Source organism: Burkholderia sp. Bp8984 (genome assembly GCF_003853755.1).
GTDB lineage: Bacteria > Pseudomonadota > Gammaproteobacteria > Burkholderiales > Burkholderiaceae > Burkholderia.
The window spans coordinates 56,669-82,505 of the sequence record NZ_QTQN01000006.1 but is presented as its reverse complement, the minus strand read 5'-3'; the positions used below and the strand labels follow the sequence as shown (position 1 = coordinate 82,505).

General features: G+C 67.0%; 27 protein-coding genes. 3 read left to right on the top strand and 24 right to left on the bottom strand.

The features are described from left to right. Window positions 1-4: 4 nt before the first annotated feature. The 13 genes from DID98_RS08625 to DID98_RS08565 all read right to left on the bottom strand — a co-directional run bounded on the left by DID98_RS08625 (window position 5) and on the right by DID98_RS08565 (window position 12,906). Entirely contained in the window at window positions 5-856 is an 852-nt protein-coding gene (locus DID98_RS08625) for a site-specific DNA-methyltransferase (RefSeq protein ID WP_124486388.1), read from the bottom strand. Between the two features lie 9 nt (window positions 857-865). Next, window positions 866-2,059 (bottom strand): tryptophan synthase subunit beta, encoded by a 1,194-nt coding sequence (gene trpB, locus DID98_RS08620; RefSeq protein ID WP_044843817.1) that lies wholly within the window; start codon window positions 2,057-2,059, stop codon window positions 866-868. A 55-nt stretch (window positions 2,060-2,114) separates the two neighbouring features. Next, window positions 2,115-2,816, bottom strand: coding sequence for a phosphoribosylanthranilate isomerase (locus DID98_RS08615; RefSeq protein WP_124521511.1), 702 nt, complete (start codon window positions 2,814-2,816; stop codon window positions 2,115-2,117). Continuing rightward, entirely contained in the window at window positions 2,813-3,625 is an 813-nt protein-coding gene (truA, locus tag DID98_RS08610; protein WP_185500371.1) for a tRNA pseudouridine(38-40) synthase TruA, read from the bottom strand. The genes DID98_RS08615 and truA overlap by 4 nt, the downstream gene beginning before the upstream one ends. Further along, window positions 3,625-5,706, bottom strand: a complete 2,082-nt coding sequence (locus DID98_RS08605; protein ID WP_124521340.1) for a FimV/HubP family polar landmark protein — start codon at window positions 5,704-5,706, stop codon at window positions 3,625-3,627. The genes truA and DID98_RS08605 overlap by 1 nt, the downstream gene beginning before the upstream one ends. A 562-nt stretch (window positions 5,707-6,268) precedes the next feature. After that, on the bottom strand, window positions 6,269-7,390 hold the full coding sequence (gene asd / locus DID98_RS08600; protein ID WP_057923940.1) for an aspartate-semialdehyde dehydrogenase: 1,122 nt from the start codon (window positions 7,388-7,390) through the stop codon (window positions 6,269-6,271). Between the two features lie 84 nt (window positions 7,391-7,474). Further along, entirely contained in the window at window positions 7,475-7,594 is a 120-nt protein-coding gene (locus DID98_RS08595) for a hypothetical protein (protein WP_006756675.1), read from the bottom strand. A 118-nt stretch (window positions 7,595-7,712) separates the two neighbouring features. Further along, the gene (gene leuB, locus DID98_RS08590; RefSeq protein ID WP_124521338.1) at window positions 7,713-8,780 is read right to left on the bottom strand and encodes a 3-isopropylmalate dehydrogenase; all 1,068 of its coding nucleotides are present in this window, start codon (window positions 8,778-8,780) and stop codon (window positions 7,713-7,715) included. Between the two features lie 75 nt (window positions 8,781-8,855). Then, window positions 8,856-9,506: a 3-isopropylmalate dehydratase small subunit gene (gene leuD, locus DID98_RS08585; RefSeq protein WP_044843811.1), complete on the bottom strand. Its 651-nt coding sequence runs from the start codon at window positions 9,504-9,506 to the stop codon at window positions 8,856-8,858. Window positions 9,507-9,571: 65 nt separating this feature from the next. After that, window positions 9,572-9,718, bottom strand: a complete 147-nt coding sequence (locus DID98_RS08580) for an entericidin A/B family lipoprotein (protein ID WP_011658379.1) — start codon at window positions 9,716-9,718, stop codon at window positions 9,572-9,574. 3 nt (window positions 9,719-9,721) lie between these two features. Continuing rightward, entirely contained in the window at window positions 9,722-11,131 is a 1,410-nt protein-coding gene (gene leuC / locus DID98_RS08575) for a 3-isopropylmalate dehydratase large subunit (RefSeq protein WP_044843810.1), read from the bottom strand. Window positions 11,132-11,293: 162 nt separating this feature from the next. Continuing rightward, entirely contained in the window at window positions 11,294-12,052 is a 759-nt protein-coding gene (locus DID98_RS08570; protein WP_124570614.1) for a Tat pathway signal protein, read from the bottom strand. A gap of 32 nt (window positions 12,053-12,084) precedes the next feature. After that, entirely contained in the window at window positions 12,085-12,906 is an 822-nt protein-coding gene (locus tag DID98_RS08565) for a hypothetical protein (RefSeq protein ID WP_124570564.1), read from the bottom strand. Between the two features lie 409 nt (window positions 12,907-13,315). Between DID98_RS08565 and DID98_RS08560 the strand changes: the two genes are divergently transcribed. After that, window positions 13,316-13,648, top strand: coding sequence for a cupin domain-containing protein (locus tag DID98_RS08560; RefSeq protein WP_044843808.1), 333 nt, complete (start codon window positions 13,316-13,318; stop codon window positions 13,646-13,648). 129 nt (window positions 13,649-13,777) lie between these two features. Further along, window positions 13,778-14,503, top strand: a complete 726-nt coding sequence (locus tag DID98_RS08555) for a glutathione S-transferase (RefSeq protein WP_124486394.1) — start codon at window positions 13,778-13,780, stop codon at window positions 14,501-14,503. 120 nt (window positions 14,504-14,623) lie between these two features. On the opposite strand, the gene DID98_RS08550 is transcribed toward DID98_RS08555, so the two are convergent. The 5 genes from DID98_RS08550 to DID98_RS08530 all read right to left on the bottom strand — a co-directional run bounded on the left by DID98_RS08550 (window position 14,624) and on the right by DID98_RS08530 (window position 19,601). Further along, complete coding sequence (locus tag DID98_RS08550; RefSeq protein ID WP_124570563.1) at window positions 14,624-16,156, bottom strand: amino acid permease; 1,533 nt, start codon at window positions 16,154-16,156, stop codon at window positions 14,624-14,626. A 137-nt stretch (window positions 16,157-16,293) separates the two neighbouring features. Next, window positions 16,294-16,758: an Lrp/AsnC family transcriptional regulator gene (locus DID98_RS08545; RefSeq protein WP_124486396.1), complete on the bottom strand. Its 465-nt coding sequence runs from the start codon at window positions 16,756-16,758 to the stop codon at window positions 16,294-16,296. A 101-nt stretch (window positions 16,759-16,859) separates the two neighbouring features. Further along, window positions 16,860-17,618 (bottom strand): dimethylarginine dimethylaminohydrolase family protein, encoded by a 759-nt coding sequence (locus tag DID98_RS08540; RefSeq protein ID WP_124486397.1) that lies wholly within the window; start codon window positions 17,616-17,618, stop codon window positions 16,860-16,862. A gap of 229 nt (window positions 17,619-17,847) precedes the next feature. Next, window positions 17,848-19,101, bottom strand: coding sequence for a DUF1479 domain-containing protein (locus DID98_RS08535; RefSeq protein ID WP_124486398.1), 1,254 nt, complete (start codon window positions 19,099-19,101; stop codon window positions 17,848-17,850). 110 nt (window positions 19,102-19,211) lie between these two features. Continuing rightward, window positions 19,212-19,601, bottom strand: coding sequence for a VOC family protein (locus tag DID98_RS08530; RefSeq protein ID WP_124486399.1), 390 nt, complete (start codon window positions 19,599-19,601; stop codon window positions 19,212-19,214). Window positions 19,602-19,673: 72 nt separating this feature from the next. On the opposite strand from DID98_RS08530, the gene DID98_RS08525 reads away from it, so the two are divergent. Then, window positions 19,674-20,663, top strand: a complete 990-nt coding sequence (locus tag DID98_RS08525) for an AraC family transcriptional regulator (RefSeq protein ID WP_124486400.1) — start codon at window positions 19,674-19,676, stop codon at window positions 20,661-20,663. A gap of 90 nt (window positions 20,664-20,753) precedes the next feature. Here DID98_RS08525 and gltA read toward each other — a convergent pair whose 3' ends face one another. The 6 genes from gltA to sdhC form a co-directional block, all read right to left on the bottom strand. Then, the gene (gene gltA, locus DID98_RS08520; RefSeq protein WP_014899964.1) at window positions 20,754-22,055 is read right to left on the bottom strand and encodes a citrate synthase; all 1,302 of its coding nucleotides are present in this window, start codon (window positions 22,053-22,055) and stop codon (window positions 20,754-20,756) included. A 65-nt stretch (window positions 22,056-22,120) separates the two neighbouring features. Beyond that, window positions 22,121-22,393, bottom strand: coding sequence for a succinate dehydrogenase assembly factor 2 (locus DID98_RS08515; protein ID WP_044843801.1), 273 nt, complete (start codon window positions 22,391-22,393; stop codon window positions 22,121-22,123). An 8-nt stretch (window positions 22,394-22,401) separates the two neighbouring features. Beyond that, a complete protein-coding gene (locus DID98_RS08510) occupies window positions 22,402-23,103 on the bottom strand; it encodes a succinate dehydrogenase iron-sulfur subunit (protein ID WP_011658352.1) in 702 nt (233 codons plus the stop codon). A gap of 21 nt (window positions 23,104-23,124) precedes the next feature. Further along, window positions 23,125-24,900: a succinate dehydrogenase flavoprotein subunit gene (sdhA, locus tag DID98_RS08505; RefSeq protein ID WP_124521336.1), complete on the bottom strand. Its 1,776-nt coding sequence runs from the start codon at window positions 24,898-24,900 to the stop codon at window positions 23,125-23,127. Between the two features lie 3 nt (window positions 24,901-24,903). Next, entirely contained in the window at window positions 24,904-25,272 is a 369-nt protein-coding gene (sdhD, locus tag DID98_RS08500) for a succinate dehydrogenase, hydrophobic membrane anchor protein (protein ID WP_006399546.1), read from the bottom strand. 4 nt (window positions 25,273-25,276) lie between these two features. Then, complete coding sequence (sdhC, locus tag DID98_RS08495; RefSeq protein ID WP_012365678.1) at window positions 25,277-25,693, bottom strand: succinate dehydrogenase, cytochrome b556 subunit; 417 nt, start codon at window positions 25,691-25,693, stop codon at window positions 25,277-25,279. Window positions 25,694-25,837 lie beyond the last annotated feature (144 nt).

Below are 25,837 nucleotides of genomic sequence, written 5' to 3'. Positions count from 1 at the left end.
CGACTCACGCGCACGCCGGCGCGACGAGCGCGCTCACGCGCTCATGCGCGATCGCGCAATAACTTTCGTTGATCTCGTAGCCGACGAAGTCGCGCCCCTGCCGTGCGCAGGCCACCGCGGTCGTGCCGCTGCCCATGAACGGATCGAGCACGCGGCCGCCCGGCGGGCAGCTTGCGAGCACCATCCGCTCGATGATTTCCAGCGGCTTCTGGGTCGGATGATCGACGCGCTCCGCGTGCTGCCGATGCAGGCGCGAGACCGACCAGACGTCCTTCGGGTTGTAGCCCATCTCCAGCCACTTGCTGCCTTCGAACAGCTTGCGCGAGCGGGCCTTCTTCGTGTCGGCGTCGTACGGGATGCGGACCGGATCGAGATCGAAGTAATACGCTTTGGAAACCGCGAAAAAGCCGATGTTGTCGTGCACCGACGTGAAACGGCGCGTCGTGCCGCCCATGCTCGGCACGCGCCGGTCCCAGATGATCTCGTTGACCATCGTGAGCTTCGTCTTCAGGAAGCTGAAGATTTCCGGCGCGTACTGCCACGTGCAGAAGATGTACATCGACCCGCTCGGCTTGAGCTTCGGAATCGCGAGCTCGAGCCACTCGCGCGTCCACGCGAGGAAATCGTCGCCCGAACGCTTGTCCGAGTCGTTGCCGTAGTCCTTGCCGAGCCCGTACGGCGGATCGGCGACGATCAGGTCGATCGACGCATCCGGCAGGCGCGCGGCTTCGGTCATGAAATCGCGGTTGTGCAGCTCGATCCCGGACGGTCGTGCGCGCGGCACGGCGACGGCAGGCTGCACCGCCTCCGCTTCGCTCGCGGCGCCGCCGCCCGGTTGTTCGATCAGGTCACGCATCGGTCGGGGTCAGAGCGCGATGCCCGATCGCTCGGCGACCGTGTGCATGTCCTTGTCGCCGCGGCCCGACAGGTTGACGAGCAGGATCTTGTCCTTCGGCAACGTCGGCGCGAGCTTCACGCCGTACGCGATCGCGTGGCTCGACTCGAGCGCGGGGATGATCCCCTCGATCCGGCAGCAGTCGTGGAACGCCTTCAGCGCCTCGTCGTCGGTGATCGGCACGTACTGCGCGCGGCCGCTGTCCTTCAGCCATGCGTGCTCGGGGCCGACGCCCGGATAGTCGAGGCCGGCCGACACCGAATGCGTCTCGATGATCTGGCCGTTGTCGTCCTGCAGCAGGTACGTGCGGTTGCCGTGCAGCACGCCGGGGCTGCCGGCGATCAGCGACGCCGCGTGACGGCCGGTGTCGAGGCCGTCGCCGGCCGCTTCGACGCCGATCAGCTGCACGGAAGCATCGTCGATGTACGGATAGAAGATGCCCATCGCGTTCGAGCCGCCGCCGACGCACGCAATCACCGCGTCCGGCTGCCGGCCGGCGAGTTCCGGCATCTGCACCTTGCACTCGTCGCCGATCACGCGCTGGAAGTCGCGCACCATCGCCGGATACGGGTGCGGGCCCGCGACCGTGCCGATGATGTAGAACGTGCTTTCGATGTTCGTGACCCAATCGCGCATCGCTTCGTTCAGCGCGTCCTTCAGCGTGCGCGAACCCGATTCGACCGGCACGACCGTCGCGCCGAGCAGCTTCATCCGGTAGACGTTCGCGGCCTGGCGGCGCACGTCCTCGGCGCCCATGTAGACGATGCACTCCATGCCGAAGCGCGCGCAGATCGTCGCCGTCGCGACGCCGTGCTGGCCGGCGCCGGTCTCGGCGATCACGCGCTTCTTGCCCATCCGCTTCGCGAGCAGCGCCTGGCCGATCACGTTGTTGATCTTGTGCGCGCCGGTGTGGTTCAGGTCCTCGCGCTTCAGGTAGATCTGCGCGCCGCCGAGCGTCTCGCTCCAGCGCTGCGCGTGATAGATCGGCGACGGACGGCCGACGAAGTACTTCAGTTCGCGCTCGTACTCGGCGACGAAATCGGGGTCGTTCCGGAATTTTTCATACGCCGTGCGCAGTTCGTCCAGCGCGTGAATCAGCGTTTCGGCGACGAACACGCCGCCATACGGGCCGAAGTGGCCGCGATCATCAGGAAGGTTGTACATGGTGTCACTCTCGATCGGTCGGTGCGCCCCGCTGTCGGGGCCGCACCTTCTTGCATCACCCGGCGTCCGCTTCGCGCACCGCGCGTACGAACGCCGCCATCCGGGCGTGATCCTTCACGCCCTTCGCGCCCTCCACTTCGATGCCACTCGAGACATCGACAGCAAACGGACGCAACTGGCGAATCGCATCACCGACGTTTTGCGCGCTCAAGCCACCACTCAAAACGGCCCGATGCGCGAGCTCTGCGGGAATAAGAGACCAATCGAAGACCTTGCCGCTACCACCGTAGTCCGGCACCAAGGTGTCGAACAGGAAGCCGCGCGCTTTCGAATAATGAAGAGCCGATTCTACCAAATCGGCCGGCTGCGTCGAGGGGCCGACGCGCACCGCGCGCAACCACGGCAGGCGCGCCGCGCGGCCGAGGGCGTCGCACTGCTCGGGCGTCTCGTCGCCGTGCAATTGCAGCATCGTGAGCGGCACGTCGCGCACGACCGCCTCGATCTCCGCTTCGGTCGCGTTCACGAACAGCCCGACCACCGACACGAACGGCGGCGCGAGGCTCGCGAGTTCAGCCGCCAGCGCGATCGACACCGCGCGCGGGCTCTTCGGATAGAACACGAGGCCGATCGCGTCGGCGCCGAGCGCGGCGGCATGCAGCACGTCCTCGGGGCGCGACAGGCCGCACAGCTTGATGCGCGTGCGCGGCGCGAGGCCGGCCGCGGCAGAGATCGAAGAAGACACGGCGTGATCCGTCATGGTTGTGGGTCCAGATCGGCCCAGACGCTGCTCCACGGCACGCTGCCGAGCTGCGCGGGCGGGACGGCGAATTCCGCCGGGTAGCCGACATGGGCGAGGTACAGCCCGTCGGCCATGAACGTGGGCGCCGCGAGATTGCGATCGCGCCCGGCCAGCACGTCGGCGAGCCAGTCGGCCGGATAGCGGCCGCGCCCCACCGCGACGAGGCAGCCCATCAGGTTGCGCACCATGTGGTGCAGGAACGCGTTCGCGCGGAAGCGGAAATGAATGAAGTGGCCCGCGCGCCGCACGTCGATCTGGTACAGGTGTTTGACCGGCGTCTTCGACTGGCATTCCGACGACCGGAACGACGAGAAGTCGTGCTCGCCGATCAGATGCGCGGCGGCCGCGCGCATCGCGTCGTCGTCGAGCGGCGTGTGGATCCAGCCCGCGCGGCCGGCCAGCATCGGCGAGCGCACGGGATGCACGTACAGCGCGTAGTAGTACGTGCGTTCGAACGCCGAGAAACGCGCGTGGAACGCGTCCGGCATCGGCTTCGCCCACTGCACGGACACGGTCGGCGGCAGAAATGCGTTGGTGCCGCGCACCCACGAGAAATCCGCGCGATCGAGCTCCGTATCGAAATGCACGACCTGTCCGAGCCCGTGCACGCCCGTGTCGGTCCGCCCCGCGACCGTCGTGTGCAGCGGCACGCATGCGAACGCGCCGAGTGCGCGCTCGAGCGCATCCTGCACGGTCTTGCCGTGCGGCTGCGCCTGCCAGCCGCAGAAAGCGGCGCCGTCGTACTGAATCCCGAGCGCGATCCGCATCACGCCTCTTCCGCGAGTTTCGCGAGCAGCGCACGCGCATCGTCGCGCGTGGCGGCGTCGTTCGCGTCGACCACTTCCTGCAGCAGCGTGCGCGCGCCAGACAGATCGCCCAGTTGCACGTACTCCGACGCGAGATCCAGCTTGTTGCGGGCGATGCGGGCGAGTTCCTCCGGCGTCAGCGCGGGCAGCACGGCACCCGGCGCGGACGGCAGGTCGAGATCGAAATCCAGCTTCAGCGCGCCGAACTGCGCGACGCCGAGCGGCGGCAGCGACGACGGCGCGGCGGCACCGCCCGGGTGAGAGGCAGGCGTTGCCGCGTCCGGATCCCAGTCGAACTCGTCGTCGTGGTCGGCCGGATGTTGCGGGGACGGATCGGTCGCGCCAACTGGCGGGTGCGCGGCGGATTGACCGTTAGTTGCGATTTGCCCGCCTTCGGCTTGCCCTTCCCGTGCGGACGGCTCATCGGCCGTACGCGGCGGCAGCGGCATGTCGAGGCTGTTGAGCGCGCTGATCGCGTTCTGCATCAGCGCTGCGTGCTGCGCGTCGTTCGTCGCGGGTGCTGCGGCGGGCGTGACGAGCGGCTCGTCCGCGGCCGGTTCCGCGACAGGCTTCTCGTCGTGCGGGGCCGGCGTTGCTTCGCTGTCGGGTGCGATGCGCGCGGACGATGCTTCCGCCTGAACGTCGTGCGGCTTCGCCGTTTCCGACGGCGACGGGATTTCGGGTTCGTGCGTCTCGAACGTCTCCGCCGCTGCGGCCGCGGCCGTGACTAGACTCAGATCGGCGGCCGCGTCGCGGGCCAACGGCGTCTCGGGGAGAATCGGCTGCACTGGCTCGGTGGATGCGACCGGCGACGACGATGCACCGCCGTCGGCAACAGCCGTCCCGCCGGATGCCGGTGCGGTTTCGTCGGTCGGCCGCGCTTTCCGGCGCTTGCGCCACGCAAAACCGGCCGCCAGCACGACCACGGCGGCGCCGGCCGCTGCGGCCGGACGCCAGTCGATCTGTTCCGAACCGCGTGCAGGCGCGGCGGTCGCCGCCGGCACGGCCGGCTGCACCGCACTCGCGGCCACGCCGGACGACGCTTCGCTCGCAGCCGACGACGACGCGGCAGCTGACGCCGCCGCATCATTCGCGCCGTTCGCGCCGTTCGTGCCGTTCGTGCCGTTCGTGCCGTTCGTGCCGTTCGTGCCGTTCGTGCCGTTCGCAGCGGGACGCGGCGCAGCGGGCGCCGGCGCCGGTGCAACGTTGTTCGTGGCGGCCGGCTTCCCGATCCCGTGCTTCTGCAGTTCCATCAGCACGCGGTTCTTCAGCGCGAGCAATTGCTGCAGGCTCGACGGCCGCGGCTGCGACGCACCCGCGACGGGCGCTGCTGCAGACGGTTCGTGCATCCCTTGAGCCGCACCGCCCGGTCCGGCCTGCGTCACGGCCTCGCTGGCGGACGACGGTGCGGACTGGATCGCGCCGTTCCACACGTGCGGCCCGCTTGCGCCGGCCGCAGCCGCTGGCGACTGGACGGATTCGACCGTCGACGCGCCGTGCGCGGCGGACGCGCCGCTCGAAGCCGACGCGCCTGCCGCTGCCCCGGCTGCAACCGTGACGCTCGCCCCGCTGACCGGCGCCGTATGCGCGGCCGATACGGCCGGCGCGGTTTGCACGGCCGACCCAGGATGCGGCGCCGACGCGCCATGCTGCGCGACCGCCGCCGTGCCCGACGCAGCAGCCGGCACGAGCGCCGCGCCGGTCGCATCGAGCGCCGGCACCGTCAGCGTCGCGCCGACTTTCAGGCGGCTCGGGTCGTGCTTCATGAACGCCTGCGGATTGGCGTCGAACAGCGCGCGGCCGGCGCGCGCGAGCACGCCCGGATCGTGCGATTGCGTCGCGGCTTTCGCGAGGTCGTTCAACGATTGGCCCGGCTGGACCGTCACGTTGAGCGGCGCGGCACCGCCGGCGGCAGACGCCGGCAGCTCGCCGGAACCGGCCGCCCAGGCCGAAGCGGCCGCGCCGAGCGCCAGGATCGCCAGCGCGCCACGCACGGCGCGCGCCAGACGGGACTGACGCGGAAACAAGGAAATTCGGGACATCGTAGGCTCTATCGCCGCGCGCGGGCGCGGCTCGGATTCGCGTAGGGAAGCGTCAATAAAGTCGCCGCAGAAATGCAAAAGCGTCGCGCAGAACGCGACGCTTTGGGCGGCTCTGCGCGTCGTAACCGCATAGTTTACTTCACACGATCGCGTTCCGGCCGAATTCGTCGCCTGCGGATGCGGCCGTCCGCGCCTGCGCCGCGACCTTACGGCCGACCGCGTCGGGCCGTCGGTGCGCGAATCGCGCGAAGGCATCGCCGATCCGGGCACAGAATCGCACGCGCCGGTTTTGTCAAAAGAGGATCATCAATCGATGAAAAACCGGACGACGGCATCGGGTTCCGGAACGAATTCGGCCCCTCCTTGTACTTCGCGTCGCATCGATTCCTCGTGCCAAAGGATGGCGATGCAGGAAAAGCCCCGGCCGCGCGAGCGGTTCGGGACTTCCGCGCAATGGGCGGTCCGCACAAGACCTGACGCCGGACAAAAAAACGCCTGCCGCCCCGCGAAGGGCTGGCAGGCGTTTCGCGTCACGCGCGCACCGCGCGCGGCGCGGCCCGACTTACTTGTCGAGCAGGATGCGCAGCATGCGGCGCAGCGGCTCGGCCGCGCCCCACAGCAGCTGGTCGCCGACCGTGAACGCCGACAGGTATTCGCCACCCATCGCGAGCTTGCGCAGGCGACCGACCGGCACCGTCAGCGTGCCGGTGATCTTCGCCGGCGACAGGTCGCGCATCGACGCTTCGCGCTCGTTCGGCACGACCTTCACCCAGTCGTTCGCCGACGCGAGGATGCCGTTGATTTCGTCGAGCGGGACGTCCTTCTTCAGCTTGATCGTCAGCGCCTGCGAGTGGCAGCGCATCGCGCCGATCCGCACGCACAGGCCGTCGACCGGGATCGAGCCCGGCTCGCCCATGGCCGGCTTGCCGAGGATCTTGTTGGTTTCCGCGCCGCCCTTCCACTCTTCCTTCGACATCCCGTTGCCGAGATCCTTGTCGATCCACGGGATCAGCGAGCCGGCGAGCGGCACGCCGAAGTGGCTCGTCGGCATCGCGTCGCTGTTCATCGTCGCGAGCACGCGGCGGTCGATGTCGAGAATCGCGGAAGCCGGATCGGCGAGTTGCTCCTGCACCGAACCGTGCAGCGTGCCCATCTGCGACAGCAGTTCACGCATGTTCTGCGCGCCCGCGCCCGATGCGGCCTGGTAGGTCATCGCCGTCATCCAGTCGACGAGGTTCTCGCGGAACAGGCCGCCGAGCGCCATCAGCATCAGGCTGACCGTACAGTTGCCGCCGACGAAGTTCTTCGTGCCCTTGACGAGCGCGTCCTTGATCACGTCGAGGTTGACCGGATCAAGGATGATGACCGCGTCGTCGTTCATCCGCAGCGACGAGGCCGCATCGATCCAGTAGCCGTTCCAGCCGGCCGCGCGCAGCTTCGGGAACACGTCGTTCGTGTAGTCGCCGCCCTGGCACGTGATGATCACGTCGCACTTCTTCAGCTCGTCGACGTTGGTCGCGTCCTTGAGCGTAGTCTCGTTTTTCGCGAACGACGGCGCCTTGCCGCCCGTGTTGCTGGTGCTGAAAAACACCGGTTCGATCAGGTCGAAATCACCTTCTTCCTGCATGCGCTGCATCAGCACGCTGCCGACCATGCCGCGCCAACCTACGAGACCTACGTTCATGACTAACCCTTTGCTTGAATGGAGCTTCCCCGCCATTTCCGTCCCCGCGTGACCGCGCGGGGAAACAGGCGGGCACGACGGCGATCAGCGTTTAATGATCGTTTTCGTGGTAATGGTTTTCGTGATGACGATGGCGCGCGCACCCGCACGGGCAGTGTTGCCGTGGAGTTTCAGGACCGGGGAGATCAGGGAAATCAGCGCCATCGTTCGAGTCTACACAAAGCCGGTTGCCCGCACAACGGCCAACCGCGCGCGAACCGGCCGATTTCGCGGCCCGTTCGCGCCCTTTTCTATCTTGACTGCCTGTTGCCTTGCCGCGCGCTTACAGCGCGGCGACCACCGCGTCGCCCATCGCCGCCGTGCCGACCTGCTGGCAGCCCGGCGTCGCGATGTCGCCGGTGCGGTAGCCTTGTTCGAGCACCGTTTTCACGGCGCGCTCGATGCGATCGGCCTGCTCCGCGCGATTCAGCGAATAGCGCAGCAGCATCGCGGCCGACAGGATCGTCGCCAGCGGATTCGCGATGCCCTTGCCCGCGATGTCCGGCGCCGAACCGTGCGACGGCTCGTACAGACCCTTGTTGTTCTTGTCGAGCGACGCCGACGGCAGCATGCCGATCGAGCCCGTCAGCATCGACGCTTCATCCGACAGGATGTCGCCGAACATGTTGCCGGTCACGATCACGTCGAACTGCTTCGGCGCCTTCGCGAGCTGCATCGCCGCGTTGTCGACGTACATGTGCGACAGCTCGACGTCCGCGTATTCCTTCGACACGTCGATCATGACGTCGCGCCAGAACTGCGACGTCTCCAGCACGTTCGACTTGTCGACCGACAGCAGCTTCTTCGCGCGCTTTTGCGCGGCCTGGAACGCGACGTGTGCGATGCGGCGCACTTCCGGTTCCGAGTAGCGCATCGTGTCGAAGCCTTCGCGCGCGCCGGCGAACGGGCCGTCCGGTGCCGCGCGCACGCCGCGCGGCTGGCCGAAGTAGATGTCGCCGTTCAGTTCGCGCACGATCAGGATGTCGAGGCCCGCGACCAGTTCCGGCTTCAGCGGCGACGCATCGACGAGCTGCGGATAGCAGATCGCCGGACGGAAGTTCGCGAACAGCTCGAGATGCTTGCGCAGCCCGAGGATCGCCTGCTCGGGGCGCAGCGCGCGCTCGAGCGAGTCGTACTTCCAGTCGCCGACCGAGCCGAACAGGATCGCGTCGGCTTCCTTCGCGAGTTTCAGCGTCGCGTCCGGCAACGGATGACCGCTCGCCTCGTAGCCCGCGCCGCCAACCGGCGCCCGCTCGAGCTCGAACTTTTCGTCGAGGGCGTTCAGCACCTTGACCGCTTCGTTGACGATTTCCGGACCGATGCCGTCGCCGGGCAGCACTGCAATCTTCATGCGTTATTCCTGACTGGATAGGTATGGGTGGCAGGTCGGCGAGCGCGCGTCATGCGCGCCCGCCCGGAGGCAATCTCAGCCGACCAGCTTGTTGTTGAGCCACGGCTGCTTCGCGAGCCGCTCGGCTTCGAACTGGCGGATCTTGTCCGCGTGACGCAGCGTCAGGCCGATGTCGTCGAAACCGTTCAGCAGGCAGTACTTGCGGAACGCGGTGATGTCGAACGCATACTCGCGGCCGTCGCCCGTGCGCACGACCTGCGCATCGAGGTCGATCGTCAGCTGATAGCCGTTGAACGCATACGTGTCGTTGAACAGGTGATCGACCTGCTGCTCGGTCAGCACGATCGGCAACAGCCCGTTCTTGTAGCAGTTGTTGAAGAAGATGTCGGCGAAGCTCGGCGCGATGATCGCGCGGAAGCCGTACTGCTGCAGCGCCCACGGCGCGTGCTCGCGCGAGCTGCCGCAGCCGAAGTTCTTGCGTGCCAGCAGCACCGATGCGCCCTGGTAGCGCGGCTGATTCAGCACGAAGTCCGGGTTCAGCGGGCGCTTCGAGTTGTCCTGGCCCGGCTCGCCGTGGTCGAGGTAACGCCATTCGTCGAACGCGTTCGGACCGAAGCCCGTGCGCTTGATCGACTTCAGGAACTGCTTCGGGATGATCGCGTCGGTGTCGACGTTCTCGCGATCGAGCGGCGCCACGACGCCGGTATGTACAGTGAATTTTTCCATGATCCGTCTATCCGGTTGGAGGGCCGGCATTCAGCCGGCGCACATCGACAAATTCTCGGTGGGCGTCAGTCCGCGGCGCGCTGCAGCGCATTGCCGGCGGCGTTGACGTCCTGGCCGAAGCCTCGGACGGTATTGCAGCCCGCGAGGCCGAAGCCCAGCCCCGCGAGCGCCAGCGCGGCCACCAGCCGCGCGATGAGCTTCGATGCCGTCACGCGTTACCCCAGCTGGCGAATGTCGACGAAATGGCCTTCGATCGCCGCCGCCGCCGCCATCGCGGGGCTCACGAGGTGCGTGCGACCGCCCGCGCCTTGCCGGCCTTCGAAGTTGCGGTTCGACGTCGACGCGCAGCGCTCGCCCGGCTCGAGCCGGTCGGCGTTCATCGCGAGGCACATCGAGCAGCCCGGCTCGCGCCATTCGAAGCCCGCGTCGGTGAACACCTTGTCGAGCCCTTCGCGCTCGGCCTGCGCCTTCACGAGGCCCGAGCCCGGCACGACCATCGCGAGCCGCACGTTCGACGCAATGCGGCGGTTCAGCTTCTTCACGACGTAGGCGGCTGCGCGGATATCTTCGATGCGCGCGTTCGTGCACGAACCGATGAAGATCTTGTCGACCTTGATCGACTCGATCGGCGTGTTCGGCTCGAGCGCCATGTAGGCCAGCGCGCGCTCCATCGCGTCGCGCTTGACCGGATCCTTCTCGCGCTCGGGGTCCGGCACGCGACCGTCGATCGACGTGACCATTTCCGGCGACGTGCCCCACGTGACCTGCGGGACGATCTCGGCCGCGTTCAGCTCGACGACGCGGTCGAACTGCGCGCCTTCGTCGGACTTGAATTCGCGCCAGTACTCGACGGCCTGGTTCCATTCCGCGCCAGTCGGCACGAACGGACGACCCTTCAGGTAGTCGATCGTCGTGTCGTCGACGGCGACCATGCCCGCGCGCGCGCCGGCTTCGATCGCCATGTTGCAGACGGTCATCCGGCCTTCCATCGTCAGCGCGCGGATCGTCGAGCCGCCGAATTCGATCGCGTAGCCCGTGCCGCCGGCCGTGCCGATCTTGCCGATGATCGCGAGCACGATGTCCTTCGCGGTACAGCCGCGCGGCAGCGTGCCCTCGACCTTCACGAGCATGTTCTTGCTCTTTTTCTGCAGCAAGGTTTGCGTCGCGAGCACGTGCTCGACTTCCGACGTGCCGATGCCGTGCGCGAGCGCGCCGAACGCGCCGTGCGTCGACGTGTGCGAGTCGCCGCAGACGATCGTCATGCCCGGCAGCGTCGCGCCCTGCTCCGGCCCGATGATGTGCACGATGCCCTGACGCACGTCGTTCATCTTGAACTGCGTGATGCCGAACGCATCGCAGTTCGCGTCGAGCGTGTCGACCTGCAGCTTCGAGACCGGATCGGCGATGCCGTGGCTTCGATCCGTGGTCGGGACGTTGTGGTCCGACACGGCCAGGTTCGCGCTGATGCGCCACACCGGGCGGTGCGCGACGTTCAGCCCTTCGAACGCCTGCGGGCTCGTGACTTCGTGCAGCAGCTGACGGTCGATGTAGAGCAATGCCGTGCCGTCGTCCTCGGTGTGGACGACGTGGGTATTCCACAGTTTGTCGTAGAGAGTCTGTGCCATGGGTATGCGGGGTCGTTGTGACTACAAGCCTTGCGGATGCGGTCGATTATGCCACGCAGAACGCGCCGCGGCGCGGGCGCGGCGCGAAAAAACCCATTAAAAACAGTGGTTTGGCTGGTAGTGTCAATACCTGTATCGGCATTACCAGCCAAACGGGGAACGTCAGCCGTTCGGGTATTCGCGGTTGATCAGCGCGAGCCGCAGCACGCCGAGCTGCACGCCCGCGTTGCTCAGCAGGTAGAGATCGCGACGCCGCAATGCAGGCAATTGCGCGGCGCTGTCGTAGAACACCGGCAGCGTCAGCCCGGCCGGTACCGCGGCCTGCATTCCCGCAGCGCTCGACACGCGCACGGCGAGCGACGCCTGATCCCGATGCGTGACGATGCCGACCTTGCCGAGCGCCGCGGCCGAGCCGGCCTGTCGGACGATCGCGGCGACGACGCCGTCGGGGGTCGGGATCGGGCTGCCGGCGGCCGGTGCCCGCGTCGCGATCGACGTCACGCCGGCCGTCAGTCCGTACTTCGACGCGAGCACGCTCGCGACTTCCTGCTGCGCGTAAATCGGCGCCGCGGCCTTTTGCCGAAGCTGGAACACCGCATCGGCGATCGCCTCGTTCACCGGGCCCGGGACGGGCGCGGCACCGGACGCGCCCGCGCGGCTGCCGAAGCCGAACGCGGCGATCGTGTTGATGGCGGCCGCATCGACGCCCGGCGGCGTCCATGAGAACGACGTGTCGAGCAGGTAGCCGGTCTCGTCGGCCGCGGTCGCGCGATCGTTCAGTTCGTCGGTCAGCTTGCCGAGCATCTGGCGCTGGAGTTCCGCATCGGACACGGGAGCACCGCTCGCGCGCGCGGGCGCGACGGCGGCGCACGATGCAGCGAGCAGCGAAGAGGAAGCGAGGAAATGGCGGCGGGTCGTCATGGTCATGAGATTCGAGTGGAGAACGGCAGACGTCAGCCCTTCGGAAACGCCTGCATCGTCGCGGCGATCGCGCGGGTCAGCATCTGCGCATACATGTCGTGCACGAGGTAGAGGCTGCGGTTGCGCGTCCACGGCTGGCCCGATTGCGGGTCGTACACGGTCGGGAGCGGCACCTCGGCGACGGCGGCCGCCTTCATGCCGGCCTGCTGCGAGGTCTGGATGCAGCGCTTCGCATGGTCGCGATGGCCGACCACCGCGACGGTGCCCATCGCAGCCGCGCCGCCCGCACGCGTAACCGCCTCGGCCGCGACGCCGGCCGTGCTCAGGTACACGATCGTGCCGTCGCTCGCGATCACCGGCTCGACCGACGACAGCACGTCGGCGCCCATCCCGTATTTCGACACGAGAAAGCGCGCGATTTCCCACTGCGCGTAGACCTTGACCGGCTTCAGCTGGCGGATGCGGTACACGGCGTCCGCGAGCGCTTCATTGACGGGCCCCGGATCGGGCAACGCGGACTGGTTGCCGCCCGTGCTCGACGTGTTGCCGCTCGCGGCGTTCGGGCGATTGCCGAAGCTGTACGCGACGATCGCGCCGATCTGCGCGGCCGGCACCGTCGGCAGGTCCCAGGTGAAGCCGACATCGGTCAGCGCGGGCAGGATCGCGTCGACCGTCGCCGCATCGCCGAGCTGGGCGTTCAGCTTCGCGGACATCTGCGCGGCCAGCGCCGCATCGGTGAGCGGCGCCGATGCGACGTCGTCGCCACCGCATGCGCTCAACAGCGGCGCCGCTGCGATACCGGGTGCGGCGGCAAGGAATTTTCTGCGTGAAGCAGTCGATGCATTCGAATTCATAAGAAATGCGAAACAATGCGAATCGCATGCGGCGGCATCGCGCGGCGGTGCAATTCGCGGGGTCAGGGGAAATGGCAATCTGGCGAATCGCGGAGATCCGCGACGGGCGGCAGCATCGAAGCGTGAAACGCAGCACGACGCTCCGTCGATTGACGATGCGCGATCGTAGTGCGCGTTTATTAAATTGCGGTGAAGCTGTCGCACGCATGCCGACGATCGCCGCGCCGTTTCGCCGGCGGACCGATTCGTTTCATCGGTGGTGAGATCGTGGTGCCGCCGTTTCATCGATGGCGCGCGACGCGATTCGCAGGCAGGGTCGCGCACCGCCGGCCGAGCTGCGGATTTCGCGCTACGATGGTGCAACCCGCATGCCCTCGTTCCCACGATCCGTAACCCGGAGCCCACGACGATGAAGCTCGGCATCAACGAATCGCTCGCCCGCCTCGACGATGAAGGCACGCTGTTCACCACGCTGTTTCGACACGGCACGCTCGACATCGAGCTGTACCGGCCGCGCGGCGAGGATCTGCAGACGCCGCACACGCGCGACGAGGTCTACGTGATCGCCGCCGGCACGTCGCGGTTCATCGTGGACGGGCGCGAATGCGGCGTCGCGACGGGCGACGTGCTGTTCGTCCCCGCATTCGCGTCGCACCGCTTCGTCGGCTTCTCCGACGACTTCTCGACCTGGGTGTTCTTCTACGGCCCGGAAGGCGGCGAGCGCGACGAGCGCGGTGCGTGATGCGCGGCAAGCACCGCACTTCCCGCACGATCTCCTAGACTGTCTATTCGCAACGGGCGGCGCGCGGCCGCCCTTCCCGCCATCACGATGCTGGCATCGCCCGACGCATCGACCGGACAGGAGCACTGCATGCGATACGAACTCTATTACTGGCCCGAAATCCAGGGCCGCGGCGAATACGTACGGCTCGCGCTCGAAGCGGCCGAGGCCGACTACGTCGATGTCGCGCGCGAATCGGGGCGCGGCATGGGCGTGTCGGCGATGATGCGGCTGATGGACAGCACGAAGGCCGAATGCGTGCCGTTCGCGCCGCCGTTCCTGAAGGCCGGCGACATGGTCGTCGGGCAGGCCGCGAACATTCTGCTGTTTCTCGGCGCGCGGCTGGGGCTCGCGCCCGACGACGAAGCCGGCCGGCTGTGGGTGCATCAGCTTCAGTTGACCGTCGCCGATTTCGTCACCGAGATCCACGACACGCATCACCCGATCGGCAGCGGCCTTTACTACGAGGACCAGAAGGCCGAAGCCGCCGAGCGCGCGGCCGATTTCCTCGAACATCGGCTGCCGAAATTCCTCGGCTACTTCGATCGCGTGCTCGCGCAGAATCCGCACAAAGGCGGGCACATCGCCGGCAGCGCGCTCAGTTACGCGGATCTGTCGATCTTCCAGCTGATCGAAGGCCTGCGCTACGCGTTCCCGAAGGCGATGAAGCGCGAGGAACGCAAGGTCGCGGGGCTCGTCGGGCTGCACGACCGCGTCGCGGCGCATCCGCCCGTCGCGCGCTATCTCGAGTCGGAGCGCCGCATCCCGTTCAACGACATGGGGATCTTCCGGCACTACCCGGAGCTGGACAAGTAGCGGCGCCACGCCTCCCGCGCGGGTGGATTTCATGAAGGCGCAGCGGCAGCACGCCTGCTTCACCGGAGCCGGCCGCGTTGCGCGAGCCGGCCCCGTCGCCGCGCATGCGCCGCGTCACGCTCAGTGCGGCTGCCCGTGCTGCGCGACCGCCGCATCGACGGCCTCGACCGAGCGCGTGAGCCACGGCCCGATCTCCATCTCCTCGTAGCGCACGAGCCGGCTCTTGCGCACGCGGCGATACGCCCACCAGATCGCGACGAACAGCGGGATCCACACATAGATCGACAGCACTTCCATCCAGTCGACGCGGGCGGCGAAGAACGCCTGGTAATCCTGCCCGAGCGAGATCACGATGCAGATCGCGATCGCGAACAGCGGCCCGAACGGGAACCACTTCGCGCGATACGGCAGCTGCTCGAGCCGGTAGCCTTGTTTCAGAAAGCCCTTGCGGAACCGGTAGTGGCAAACGGCGATGCCGAGCCACGCGATGAAGCCGGTGATGCCGACCGTATTGAGCAGCCACAGATAGATGCTCTGGTTGTTGGTCAGCGACGTGAGGAAGCACAGCCCGCCCACCGCCATCGTCGCGTACAGCGCGTTGCGCGGCACGCCGCCCGGCGACAGCGTCGCGAACATCGCGGGCGCACGGCCTTCCGCCGCGAGGTTGTACAGCATCCGCGTGGCCGCATACGTGCCCGAGTTGCCGGCCGACAGCACGGCCGTCAGGATCACGAGGTTCATCGCGCCCGCGGCGAGCGGAAAGCCCGCATGGCTGAACACGAGCGTGAACGGGCTGACGCCTATATCAGTCACGTCGCTCTTGAGCAGGTTCGGATCGGTGTACGGCACCAGCAGGCCGATCACGAAGATCGCGAGCACGTAGAACAGCATGATGCGCCAGAAGATCTGCTTCACCGCGCGCGGGATCGTCTTGCGCGGGTTTTCCGACTCGCCCGCCGTGATCCCGACCAGCTCGGTGCCGAGGAACGAGAAGCCCGCGATCAGCGCGACGCTCATCATCGCGTGCACGCCGCCGACGAACGGCGCGTCGCCGGTCCTGAAGTTGCGCCAGCCGACCGGCTGCCCGTTGCCGAGCAGGCCGGCCGCGATCAGCAAGCCCGCCGCGATGAACGCGATCACGGTGACGACCTTGATCAGCGAGAACCAGTATTCGGATTCCCCGAAACCGCGCACGGACAGCGTGTTCAGCAGGAAGATCAGCACCAGGAACCCGGCGCCCCACCACACGCCCGGCACCGCCGGAAACCAGTAGCGCATCACGATCTGCGCGGCGACCAGCTCGATCGCGATCGTCACGGCCCAGCTGTACCAGTAGGTCCAGCCGAGCGCGACGCCGAAGCCTTCGTCGACGTACTTCTCGCCGTAGATCGCGAACGAGCCCGACACCGGCATCAGCGCGGCCATCTCGCCGAGCCCGGTGACGACGAAGTAGACCATCAGCCCGATCGCGATATACGCGGCGATCGCCCCGCCCGGCCCCGCCTGCGCGACCGACGCGCCCGACGCGACGAACAACCCCGTGCCGATCGAGCCGCCGATCGCGATCATCGCGATGTGGCGGCTCTGCAGCCGGCGCTTGAGCGCCGTTCCGGACGGCGCGGCCGTCTGCGCTGCCGCTTGCAAAGCATCCATAGTGTTCACCCTGTTGGATTCGGGCCGCTCGAATTGATTCGGAATACCAATCGATCGGCCCGGTTATCCGCGTCAAAAAATGGTCCTGCCGCCGGGTCGCGCGTCCGATGCCGGCGGCCCGGACGCGCACGGCCGCGTCAGACGACGCTGCGCTTGATCGCCTGCAGCTCGGCCGTCGTCACGATCTTCTCGATCCGGAACCGCGGGCTTTCCAGCCACGCGTTCGCGATCCGCCGGTATTCGTCGAGATCCTCGCACGCGAGCCGCACGAGAAAATCGAACGTGCCGCTGACGAGCCAGCAATCGAGCACGGCCGGATTGGCCCGCATCTCGTCCTCGAACGGCGCCTGCGAACGCCCGTGGTCGGCCAGCACGATCTGCGCGATCACGACGATCGGCTTGGTCGCGCGCGGCGCGTTGATCACCGCGCGGTAGCCTTCGATCACGCCGAGCGCCTCGAGCCGCTCCACGCGTGCCTGGCAGGGCCGCGGCGTGAGGTTCACGAGCTCGGACAGCTTCCGGTAGGAAATCCGCCCGTCGGTACGCAGGATGTCGAGGATCCGGAGATCGATCTTGTCGAGCTGCATCTTCTTGTCGGTCATCCGCGTTCGCTCCGGTCGGGTCGTGGCTGGTGCGCGGAGCGTCTCCTCCGGTTCCGCGCGGGGGCCACATTATCCGGCCGAAGCGGCCGCGCGCCAATCGGCTAGAACCGCAGCGACAGGCAGGTCAGGCCGCCGTCCATCTTGCGGAACTCGCTCGTGTCGATCACGTGCAGCGGCATCCCGAGCGACTGAATCGCGTCGTGCACGCGCGGATAGCCGGCCGGCGTGATCAGCGTGCCGTTCACGCGCAGCGTGTTGCCGGCGTATTCGTCGGCGGCCGAGATCGCGATGCGGCGATAGTCGGCGAACGCCGGATGCGCGGCCAGCGCCTCGGTCACGAGCAGCGTGTCGTCGCCGAGCGCGTTGACGACCGATTTCAGATGCAGCCCCGCGCCGACCGGCACCGCGACGACCGAATAGCCGTAGCGGGCCACCAGCGACTCGAATGCGGCGATGCCCTCGGCATCGGTGCGGCCCGTCAGGCCGATGTAGAAGCGCTTGCCGACCTGCATCACGTCGCCGCCGTCGAGACGGCCTTCCTGCATCGGCAGCAGGTCGCGATGCGCGCCGAGCGCCGCTTCGATGTGCACCGTCTCGCCGCGCCGCGCGGGTGCGCCGGGACGCGTGATCACCGCGAATTCGGGCGTGACGACGGCGACGTCCTCGACGAAGTGCGAATCGGGAAACGCGTCCAGCGGCGGCAGCTCGGTCAGCTCGACGCCGAGCCCGCGCAGCGCGTCGCAGTACGCGTGGAACTGCGTGAGCGTCTTGTCGTAGTCGGGCGCGCCGAGCGCGGCGGTGGTGAGACCCGCGCCGCAGGACGGCGCGGGACGGCGAACGATCGCTTGCGTGAATTGCATCGACTCCTCCATGGTCACGCTGCCCCCGTGCGGCGCACGGGGCAGCTGCGTTGTGTCCGGACCATTATCGGAAGTCAAATTGCGCAATTCGCGTCGAATTCGGGCGCGCCCGCAGCCGATCGCGTCGAATTGCAGGCGGGATGCAGCGGATTCGGCAGACGGCCGCCGGGCGCGGCGCAAACGGCCGTTCCGCGCGGTGCGGATGCGGCCGATGCATGCGGCGCGTCCGTCATGCGCTGACGGGCGCGAACCCCATTTGCGCACGGCCCAGCGGCGTGAGATCGCCCTCGCCGCCGCGTCCGTCGAAGTCGACCTCGAAATGATCGGCCGGGAAATCCGGCGGGCTGTCGCCGCGCAGGAATGCGAGCCGCTGGCGCTGCAGGTACGCGTCGTTCTTCGCGCACCCGGGCGCGGCCGCGATGTACATCACGTTGCTGTCGCCGCTGCCGCGATGCGCATCCTCGACCGCATGCACGACGTCGCCGTGCCAGAACACCGCGTCGCCCGCCTCCATGTGCGGGATCGGCACCAGCGCGTCGAGCAGCAGCGCGTGCCATTCGGGCAGGATCGACAGCGCGCGGCCCGGACGCGCGCCGCACAGGTCGTCGTCGGCGACGTCGTCCTGCAGTGCGCGCAGCACGACATACGCCATCGCGTTCGCGACCGGAATCAGCTGCAGGGTGCCGTCGCCAGGCCCCTGCGGCGTCAGCGCGGTCCAGCCCTGGAACGTGCGGAACATCGAGCACACGGCCGGCGATGGAATCTCCTCGACGTCGGGGCGGAACGCCGCGTCGAACGGATCGTAAGCGCGCCAGCGGCCGGCCAGCACGTGACGATAGACCTGCCGGAAATTCGCGCCGAGCCAGCGCTCGACAGAGCCGCCGTCGACATGCGGCGACAGCCCGAGCGACGTCGAACCCGGCGGCCGGCGGCGGATCCGGTCGGCGTAGGCCGGCACCTGGTCCGGGTCGAAATGCCTGCGCGCGCCGTCGGCATGACGCCACAGGCTGTTCAGGAACACGCGCGCCTGCGTGAGGGCCGGCGACTGCCGCGCGGCCACCTGCGGCTTCGACCAGTAGACGCCGTAGATCTGCGGCTTGCCCGATGCGAGATTGCCGAAGTAGCGGTCCTCGGCGCGTGCATGCAGCCGCTCGGCGAAGCGGTTCGCATCCAGATAGGCGCCGATCTCGTCGTTCCAGTCGCGCGCCTGCTGCGCGTCGAATACGCCGCGGATCACCGCGGCGCCGTGCGTGCGGATCGCGGCGATCGCCTGCGGATCGACGGTGCCGTTCGCGATATCCGCGAATCGCAATACCGGGATCACGTCGCGGCCGTGCGCGTGCGCGCGACGGATCGCGTCGACCTGCCGCGCGATATCGCCCTCCAGTTCGCGGAACGTGGCCGCGTAACCGGGCAGATCGGCGCGCAGCGCCCTTTTCGCCGTGCGGATCGCAACCGGCAGATCGTCAATCGTCAGGTGCATCGTCGTCTCCTCGCTGAATCGTGTGGTGATGAGCATTCAGCGTACGGCGGACGCATCGCCGCCATCGGCACTATCCGGCCAACTATCGATACAATCCTGACAACCACCTGCTACTCCGGACGATGGCAGACCACGCACAGCTTGTTGCCGTCCGGGTCGCGGAAATACGCGCCGTAGTAGTCGGGGTGATAGTGCGGCCGCAGGCCCGGCGGCCCTTCGCAGGTGCCGCCCTGCTGCAGCGCGAGCGCGTGGCAGCGGTCGACCTGCGCGCGGGTCGGCGCGTCGAATGCGATCGTATGGCCGTTGCCGGGTTCGGGCGCGCGGCCGTCGAGCGGCCGGCCGAAGAAGAACAGCGGCCGGTCGGTGTCGGCCGGCATCCAGCCCGACCAGCCGTCCGGCTCGCTGAACTTCAGCCGCAGCCCGAGTTCCGCGAACAGCGGCGCGTAGAAGTCGTACGCGCGCGCGGTATCGCTGACGCCCACGCAAACATGTGAAAACATGGCATCGCTCCGTCGTGACGATCGATCACGATCATGCCACGGCGCGCTGCCCGCCCTCGCCCGGAGGCCGCGATGAAACCGCAGTACGAGCACGTGACGTTCGCCCCCGGCTGTTCGATCCGCGTGTACCACCGCCAGCTCGCGCGCATTCCGTTCGAATGGCACCGTCATCCCGAGTACGAACTGACGCTGACGCTGAACAGCCGCGGCCAGCGCTTCATCGGCGATCACGTCGCGCGCTATGCGGACGACGATCTGGTGCTCGTGCCGCCCAACCTGCCGCATACGTGGTCGTCGAATGCGCGCATCGATCGCGCGGCGCCGGAAGTCGCGCTCGTCGTCTGGTTCGACGGTGACTGGGCACGACGCGTGGCCGACTGCTGCCCCGAGTACGCGCCGCTGCGCTCGCTGCTGCGGCGCGCGGCGCCCGGCCTTGCATTCGACGCCGATACGGCCCGTGCGATGCGCGCGCGGCTGCCGCAGTTGCTCGACCCTTCGCCGCGCATTCGCCTCGCGGCCGCACTCGACACGCTCGCCGATCTCGCGGACGCCGGCGGAGAACCGCTCGCCACCGCGCAGGCCTACGATCAACCCGATGCAGCGTCGCCGTCCGCGAACGCCGCCGCGCCCGAAGCAGAGCGGCTCGATCGCGTGCTCGACGCGATCGACCGGCAGTTCCACGAGCCGCTGCGCGTCGATGCGCTCGCGGCCGTCGCGCACATGTCCGAACGCACGCTGCAGCGGTTGTTCGTACGGCACCTCGGCGAAAGCGTCGGCCGCTACGTGCAGCGGCTGCGGCTCGCGCATGCGTGCCGCCATCTGGTCGGCACCGACTGGCCGATCGCGACGGTCGCCGCGCGCTGCGGCATTCCGAACGCCGCGAACTTCAACCGCCAGTTCCTCGCCGCGCGCGGGATGACGCCCGGCGCATACCGGCAGTTCTTCGCTCAACACGGCCACGCGCCCGACAGCGACCCCGGCACCGACTCGCCGCCGCTCGACACACGCCCGCCGTCGCTGGAACGCCGCGCCGGCTCGGGCCAGCGTCGGCCGCGCAAATGAAAACACCCCGGCGGGATGTCCCACCGGGGTGTCGGGGCGTTGCAGTTGCCGGACGCGAGCGGCCTTGCGGCCGTTCGCGCCGCGCACGACTTAACGTGCGTTGATCGGCTTCGCTTCGCGCGGCGTGTCGCCGATGAACAGCTGACGCGGACGGCCGATCTTCTGTTCCGGATCCGCGATCATTTCGTTCCACTGTGCGATCCAGCCGACCGTACGTGCCATCGCGAAGATACACGTGAACATCGACGTCGGGATGCCCAGCGCGCGCTGGACGATACCCGAGTAGAAGTCGACGTTCGGGTACAGCTTGCGCGACACGAAGTATTCGTCTTCCAGCGCGATCTTCTCGAGCTGCATCGCGAGCTTGAACAGCGGGTCGTCGTGCAGGCCGAGTTCGTTCAGCACTTCGTAGCACGTTTCGCGCATCAGCTTCGCACGCGGGTCGTAGTTCTTGTACACGCGGTGACCGAAGCCCATCAGCTTCACGCCCGAATTCTTGTCCTTCACCTGCTTGATGAATTCGGGGATGTTGTCCGGCGAACCGATCTGCTCGAGCATGTTCAGCGCGGCTTCGTTCGCACCACCGTGCGCCGGGCCCCACAGACAAGCGATACCGGCCGCGATACACGCGAACGGGTTCGCGCCCGACGAGCCGGCCAGGCGGACCGTCGACGTCGATGCGTTCTGCTCGTGATCGGCGTGCAGGATCAGGATGCGGTCGAGTGCGCGGACGAGCACGTCGTTGACCTTGTACTCTTCGCACGGGTTCGAGAACATCATGTGCATGAAGTTCGCGCTGTACGACAGCGAGTTCTTCGGATACACGAACGGCTGGCCGATGCTGTACTTGTACGCCATCGCGACGAGCGTCGGCAGCTTCGCGATCATGCGGATCGCCGACACTTCGCGGTGACGCGGGTCGTTGATGTCGAGCGAGTCGTGGTAGAACGCGGACAGCGCGCCGACCGCGGCGACCAGGATCGCCATCGGGTGCGCGTCGCGGCGGAAGCCACGGAAGAAGAAGTGCATCTGCTCGTGCACCATCGTGTGCTTCGTGACGGTGTCGACGAATTCCTTCTTTTGCGCCGCGTTCGGCAGCTCGCCCTTCAGCAGCAGGTAGCAGGACTCGAGGAAGTCGGCGTTCTGCGCGAGGTTGTCGATCGGGTAGCCGCGGTACAGCAGTTCGCCCTTGTCGCCGTCGATGTACGTGATCGCCGAATTACAAGCTGCCGTCGACATGAAGCCCGGGTCGTACGTGAACTTGCCGGTCTGGCCGTACAGCTTGCGGATGTCGATCACGTCCGGGCCCATCGTGCCCTTGTAGATCGGCAGTTCGACGCTCGGCGAGTTGTCGCTGAACGATAGCGTGGCTTTAACATCAGACGGAGTCATGGCACATCCTCAATCGAAAATAGAAACGGGATTCGATAACGGGCACAGCGCGTTACACCTTGGCGTTACACGTTGCGCAGCATCTCCAACAGCCGGTGAATATCCTGGCTGTCTAGGTCGCCCTCTGGTTCCTTGCGCGCGAGGAGCAAGTCCATCAGGTCGTTGTCGCTCAGATCGAGCAGGCGCGACAACGCGCCTACGTCTGCATCGGTGAGGTCATGCTCGTATCTGCTGAAGAAACGCTCGAATACGATGTCGTTTTCCAGCAGACCCCGCCGCGCGCGCCAGCGGAGGCGCGCGCGACGGTGCGGGTCGGATTGATGCGAATCGTCGCTCATCACAAACTTTAAACCGCGCGGCGAACCATCAGTTCCTTGATCTTGCCGATCGCCTTCGTCGGGTTCAGGCCCTTCGGGCAAACGTCGACGCAGTTCATGATCGTGTGGCAACGGAACAGACGGTACGGGTCTTCCAGGTTGTCGAGACGCTCGCCGGTGGCGGTGTCGCGGCTATCCGCGATGAAGCGGTAAGCCTGCAGCAGGCCGGCCGGGCCGACGAACTTGTCCGGGTTCCACCAGAAGCTCGGGCACGACGTCGAGCAGCTCGCGCACAGAATGCACTCGTACACGCCGTCGAGCTCGTCGCGTTCTTCCGGCGACTGGAGGCGTTCCTTCTCCGGCGGCGGCGCGTCGTTGATCAGGTACGGCTTGATCGAGTGATACTGGTTGAAGAAGTGCGTCATGTCGACGATCAGGTCGCGCACGACAGGCAGGCCCGGCAGCGGGCGCAGCACGATCTTCTGCGGCAGGTCGTTCAGGTTCGTCAGGCACGCGAGACCGTTCTTGCCGTTGATGTTCATCGCGTCCGAACCGCACACGCCTTCACGGCACGAACGGCGGAACGACAGCGTCTCGTCGACGGCCTTCAGCTTGACCAGTGCGTCGAGCAGCATGCGCTCATGCTGGATCTCGAGCTCGTACGTCTGCATGCGCGGTGCCGCGTCCTTGTCCGGATCGTAGCGGTAGACTTCAAAAATGCGTTTTGCCATTTCGGATTCCTTTGACTCGGCTTAGAACGTGCGCGGCTTCGGCGGCACGGAGTCGACCGTCAGCGGCTTCATTTGAACCGGCTTGTAGTCGAGGCGATCGCCTTCGCTGTACCACAGCGTGTGGCGCAGCCAGTTGTCGTCGTCGCGGTGTTCGTAATCGCTGTGCGCGTGCGCGCCGCGGCTTTCCTTGCGCGCTTCCGCCGACACCATCGTCGCGCGGGCGACTTCGATCAGGTTCTCCAGCTCGAGCGCTTCGACGCGCGCGGTGTTGAACACCTTCGACTTGTCCTTCAGGTGGATGTTTTCCACGCGGGCCTTCAGGCCGGCCATCTGGTCGACGCCTTCCTTCAGCAGCGCCGACGTGCGGAACACGCCTGCGTGCTTCTGCATCGTCGCACGGATGTCGTTCGCGACGTCCTGCGTGTACTCGCCCGAGCTCGACTTGTCGAGCTTGTTCAGACGCGCCAGCGAGAACTCGCCTGCATCGGCCGGCAGCGGCTTGTGTTCCTTCTGGTTCTTCACGTGCTCGACGATGTGGTTGCCGGCCGCACGGCCGAACACCACGAGGTCCAGCAGCGAGTTCGTGCCGAGGCGGTTCGCGCCGTGCACGGACACGCACGAGCACTCGCCCACTGCGTAGAAGCCGTTGACCGGATCCTTGTGGCCGCGCGACGTGCCGACGACCTGACCGTGGATGTTGGTCGGGATGCCGCCCATCTGGTAGTGGATCGTCGGGACGACCGGGATCGGTTCCTTGATCGCGTCGACGTTCGCGAACTTCAGCGCGATTTCGCGGATCGACGGCAGACGCTTCATGATCGTCTCGGCGCCGATGTGCGACAGGTCGAGCAGCACGTGATCCTTGTTCGGACCGACGCCGCGACCTTCCTTGATTTCCTGGTCCATCGAACGCGACACGAAGTCACGCGGCGCCAGGTCCTTCAGCGTCGGTGCGTAGCGTTCCATGAAGCGCTCGCCGTTCGCGTTGCGCAGGATACCGCCTTCGCCGCGCACGCCTTCGGTGATCAGCACGCCCGCGCCGGCCACGCCGGTCGGGTGGAACTGCCAGAACTCCATGTCCTGCAGCGCGATGCCCGAGCGGGCAGCCATGCCGAGGCCGTCGCCGGTGTTGATGAACGCGTTGGTCGATGCCGCGAAGATCCGGCCTGCGCCGCCCGTCGCGAACAGCGTCGTCTTGCCTTCCATGATGTAGACGTCGCCCGTCTCCATCTCGAGGGCCGTCACGCCGAGCACGTCGCCGTCCGCGTCGCGGATCAGGTCGAGCGCCATCCATTCGACGAAGAACTGCGTCTTCGCCTCGACGTTCTGCTGGTACAGCGTGTGCAGCAGCGCGTGACCGGTACGGTCGGCGGCCGCGCATGCGCGCTGGACCGGCTTCTCGCCGTAGTTCGCGGTGTGGCCGCCGAACGGACGCTGGTAGATCGTGCCGTCCGCGTTACGGTCGAACGGCATGCCGAAGTGTTCCAGTTCGTACACGACGTTCGGTGCTTCGCGGCACATGAACTCGATCGCGTCCTGGTCGCCGAGCCAGTCGGAACCCTTGATCGTGTCGTAGAAGTGGAAGTGCCAGTTGTCTTCGCTCATGTTGCCGAGCGACGCGCCGATGCCGCCCTGTGCGGCCACCGTGTGCGAACGGGTCGGGAACACCTTCGACAGCACGCCGACCGACAGGCCCGCGCGCGACAGTTGCAGCGCTGCGCGCAAGCCCGAGCCGCCCGCGCCGACGATCACCACGTCGAACTTGCGGCTCGGCAGGGAAGTTTTGATTGCAGCCATTCTTTACACTCTCCAGAGAATCTGCGCGGCGTAGCCCGCACATGCGAGCAGCCAGACGATGGTCAGCGATTGCAGCAGCAGGCGCACACCGACGGGCTTCACGTAGTCCATCCAGATGTCGCGCACGCCGACCCATGCGTGGTAGAAGAGGGAAAGCAGCGTCACGAAGGTCGCGAGCTTCATCCATTGCGCGGAGAAGATCGATGCCCAGCCTTCGTACGAGAAGTCATGCGCGCCGAAGAACAGGACGAGCAGAATGACCGTGTAGACCGCCATGATCGTGGCGGTGACGCGCTGCGCGAGCCAGTCGCGCAGGCCGTAGTGAGCGCCGACGACGAGGCGCTTCGAGCCGATTCGGTTATTGGCTGCCATTTTCTTAGAATGCTCCGAACAGTTTGAGTGCCATGGCGATCGTCAGCGCGATCGAGACGACAAAGACGACGACGGCCGTCCGCTTGCCGCCTTCCTTCGAGACGGCGTCGTGGTTGACGTCCATCAGCAGGTGGCGAATGCCGGCGCAGAAATGGTGGAGGAACGCCCAGGACAGCGCGAGGACGATCAGCTTGACGACGATGTTGGAGAGGAAAGCCTTGAAGACTTCGAAGCTGAGCTCGGAGGTGAGGCTCTGGTCGAAGAGGAACAGCAGGAACGGCAGGAACAGGAACAGCAGCGCGCCGCTGACTCGGTGGAGAATCGACAATATCGCCGCCAGCGGCATGCGATATTTCAAGGTGATGTCGCCGATTCCGATGTTCCGGTATTCCGGCCTCGGCTTTCTTACTGCGTCAGTCATGCTAGACCCCTACTATGTTGTCACACTAATCCGCGATTTTAGCGCCTTTTTATATCGCGCTGCAGCGAAAGTCTGCTCTGGATCATTACGCGAACGGGAATAAAGGCGGCCCGAAACGTGCTACGCGAAAACGGGAAACCCGCG

Coding starts and splice junctions, on each gene's coding strand:
- DID98_RS08525 (WP_124486400.1), top strand. CDS start 19,674: ATGAAACCGCAGTACGAGCACGTGACGTTCGCCCCCGGCTGTTCGATC.
- DID98_RS08565 (WP_124570564.1), bottom strand. CDS start 12,906: ATGAATTCGAATGCATCGACTGCTTCACGCAGAAAATTCCTTGCCGCC.
- DID98_RS08540 (WP_124486397.1), bottom strand. CDS start 17,618: ATGCAATTCACGCAAGCGATCGTTCGCCGTCCCGCGCCGTCCTGCGGC.
- gltA (WP_014899964.1), bottom strand. CDS start 22,055: ATGACTCCGTCTGATGTTAAAGCCACGCTATCGTTCAGCGACAACTCG.
- sdhC (WP_012365678.1), bottom strand. CDS start 25,693: ATGACTGACGCAGTAAGAAAGCCGAGGCCGGAATACCGGAACATCGGA.
- leuD (WP_044843811.1), bottom strand. CDS start 9,506: ATGGAAAAATTCACTGTACATACCGGCGTCGTGGCGCCGCTCGATCGC.
- truA (WP_185500371.1), bottom strand. CDS start 3,625: ATGCGGATCGCGCTCGGGATTCAGTACGACGGCGCCGCTTTCTGCGGC.
- trpB (WP_044843817.1), bottom strand. CDS start 2,059: ATGTACAACCTTCCTGATGATCGCGGCCACTTCGGCCCGTATGGCGGC.
- DID98_RS08625 (WP_124486388.1), bottom strand. CDS start 856: ATGCGTGACCTGATCGAACAACCGGGCGGCGGCGCCGCGAGCGAAGCG.
- DID98_RS08545 (WP_124486396.1), bottom strand. CDS start 16,758: ATGACCGACAAGAAGATGCAGCTCGACAAGATCGATCTCCGGATCCTC.
- DID98_RS08510 (WP_011658352.1), bottom strand. CDS start 23,103: ATGGCAAAACGCATTTTTGAAGTCTACCGCTACGATCCGGACAAGGAC.
- DID98_RS08595 (WP_006756675.1), bottom strand. CDS start 7,594: ATGGCGCTGATTTCCCTGATCTCCCCGGTCCTGAAACTCCACGGCAAC.
- DID98_RS08555 (WP_124486394.1), top strand. CDS start 13,778: ATGCGATACGAACTCTATTACTGGCCCGAAATCCAGGGCCGCGGCGAA.
- leuC (WP_044843810.1), bottom strand. CDS start 11,131: ATGGCACAGACTCTCTACGACAAACTGTGGAATACCCACGTCGTCCAC.
- sdhD (WP_006399546.1), bottom strand. CDS start 25,272: ATGGCAGCCAATAACCGAATCGGCTCGAAGCGCCTCGTCGTCGGCGCT.
- DID98_RS08530 (WP_124486399.1), bottom strand. CDS start 19,601: ATGTTTTCACATGTTTGCGTGGGCGTCAGCGATACCGCGCGCGCGTAC.
- DID98_RS08535 (WP_124486398.1), bottom strand. CDS start 19,101: ATGCACCTGACGATTGACGATCTGCCGGTTGCGATCCGCACGGCGAAA.
- leuB (WP_124521338.1), bottom strand. CDS start 8,780: ATGAAGATTGCAGTGCTGCCCGGCGACGGCATCGGTCCGGAAATCGTC.
- DID98_RS08570 (WP_124570614.1), bottom strand. CDS start 12,052: ATGACGACCCGCCGCCATTTCCTCGCTTCCTCTTCGCTGCTCGCTGCA.
- DID98_RS08560 (WP_044843808.1), top strand. CDS start 13,316: ATGAAGCTCGGCATCAACGAATCGCTCGCCCGCCTCGACGATGAAGGC.
- sdhA (WP_124521336.1), bottom strand. CDS start 24,900: ATGGCTGCAATCAAAACTTCCCTGCCGAGCCGCAAGTTCGACGTGGTG.
- DID98_RS08550 (WP_124570563.1), bottom strand. CDS start 16,156: ATGGATGCTTTGCAAGCGGCAGCGCAGACGGCCGCGCCGTCCGGAACG.
- asd (WP_057923940.1), bottom strand. CDS start 7,390: ATGAACGTAGGTCTCGTAGGTTGGCGCGGCATGGTCGGCAGCGTGCTG.
- DID98_RS08615 (WP_124521511.1), bottom strand. CDS start 2,816: ATGACGGATCACGCCGTGTCTTCTTCGATCTCTGCCGCGGCCGGCCTC.
- DID98_RS08515 (WP_044843801.1), bottom strand. CDS start 22,393: ATGAGCGACGATTCGCATCAATCCGACCCGCACCGTCGCGCGCGCCTC.
- DID98_RS08605 (WP_124521340.1), bottom strand. CDS start 5,706: ATGTCCCGAATTTCCTTGTTTCCGCGTCAGTCCCGTCTGGCGCGCGCC.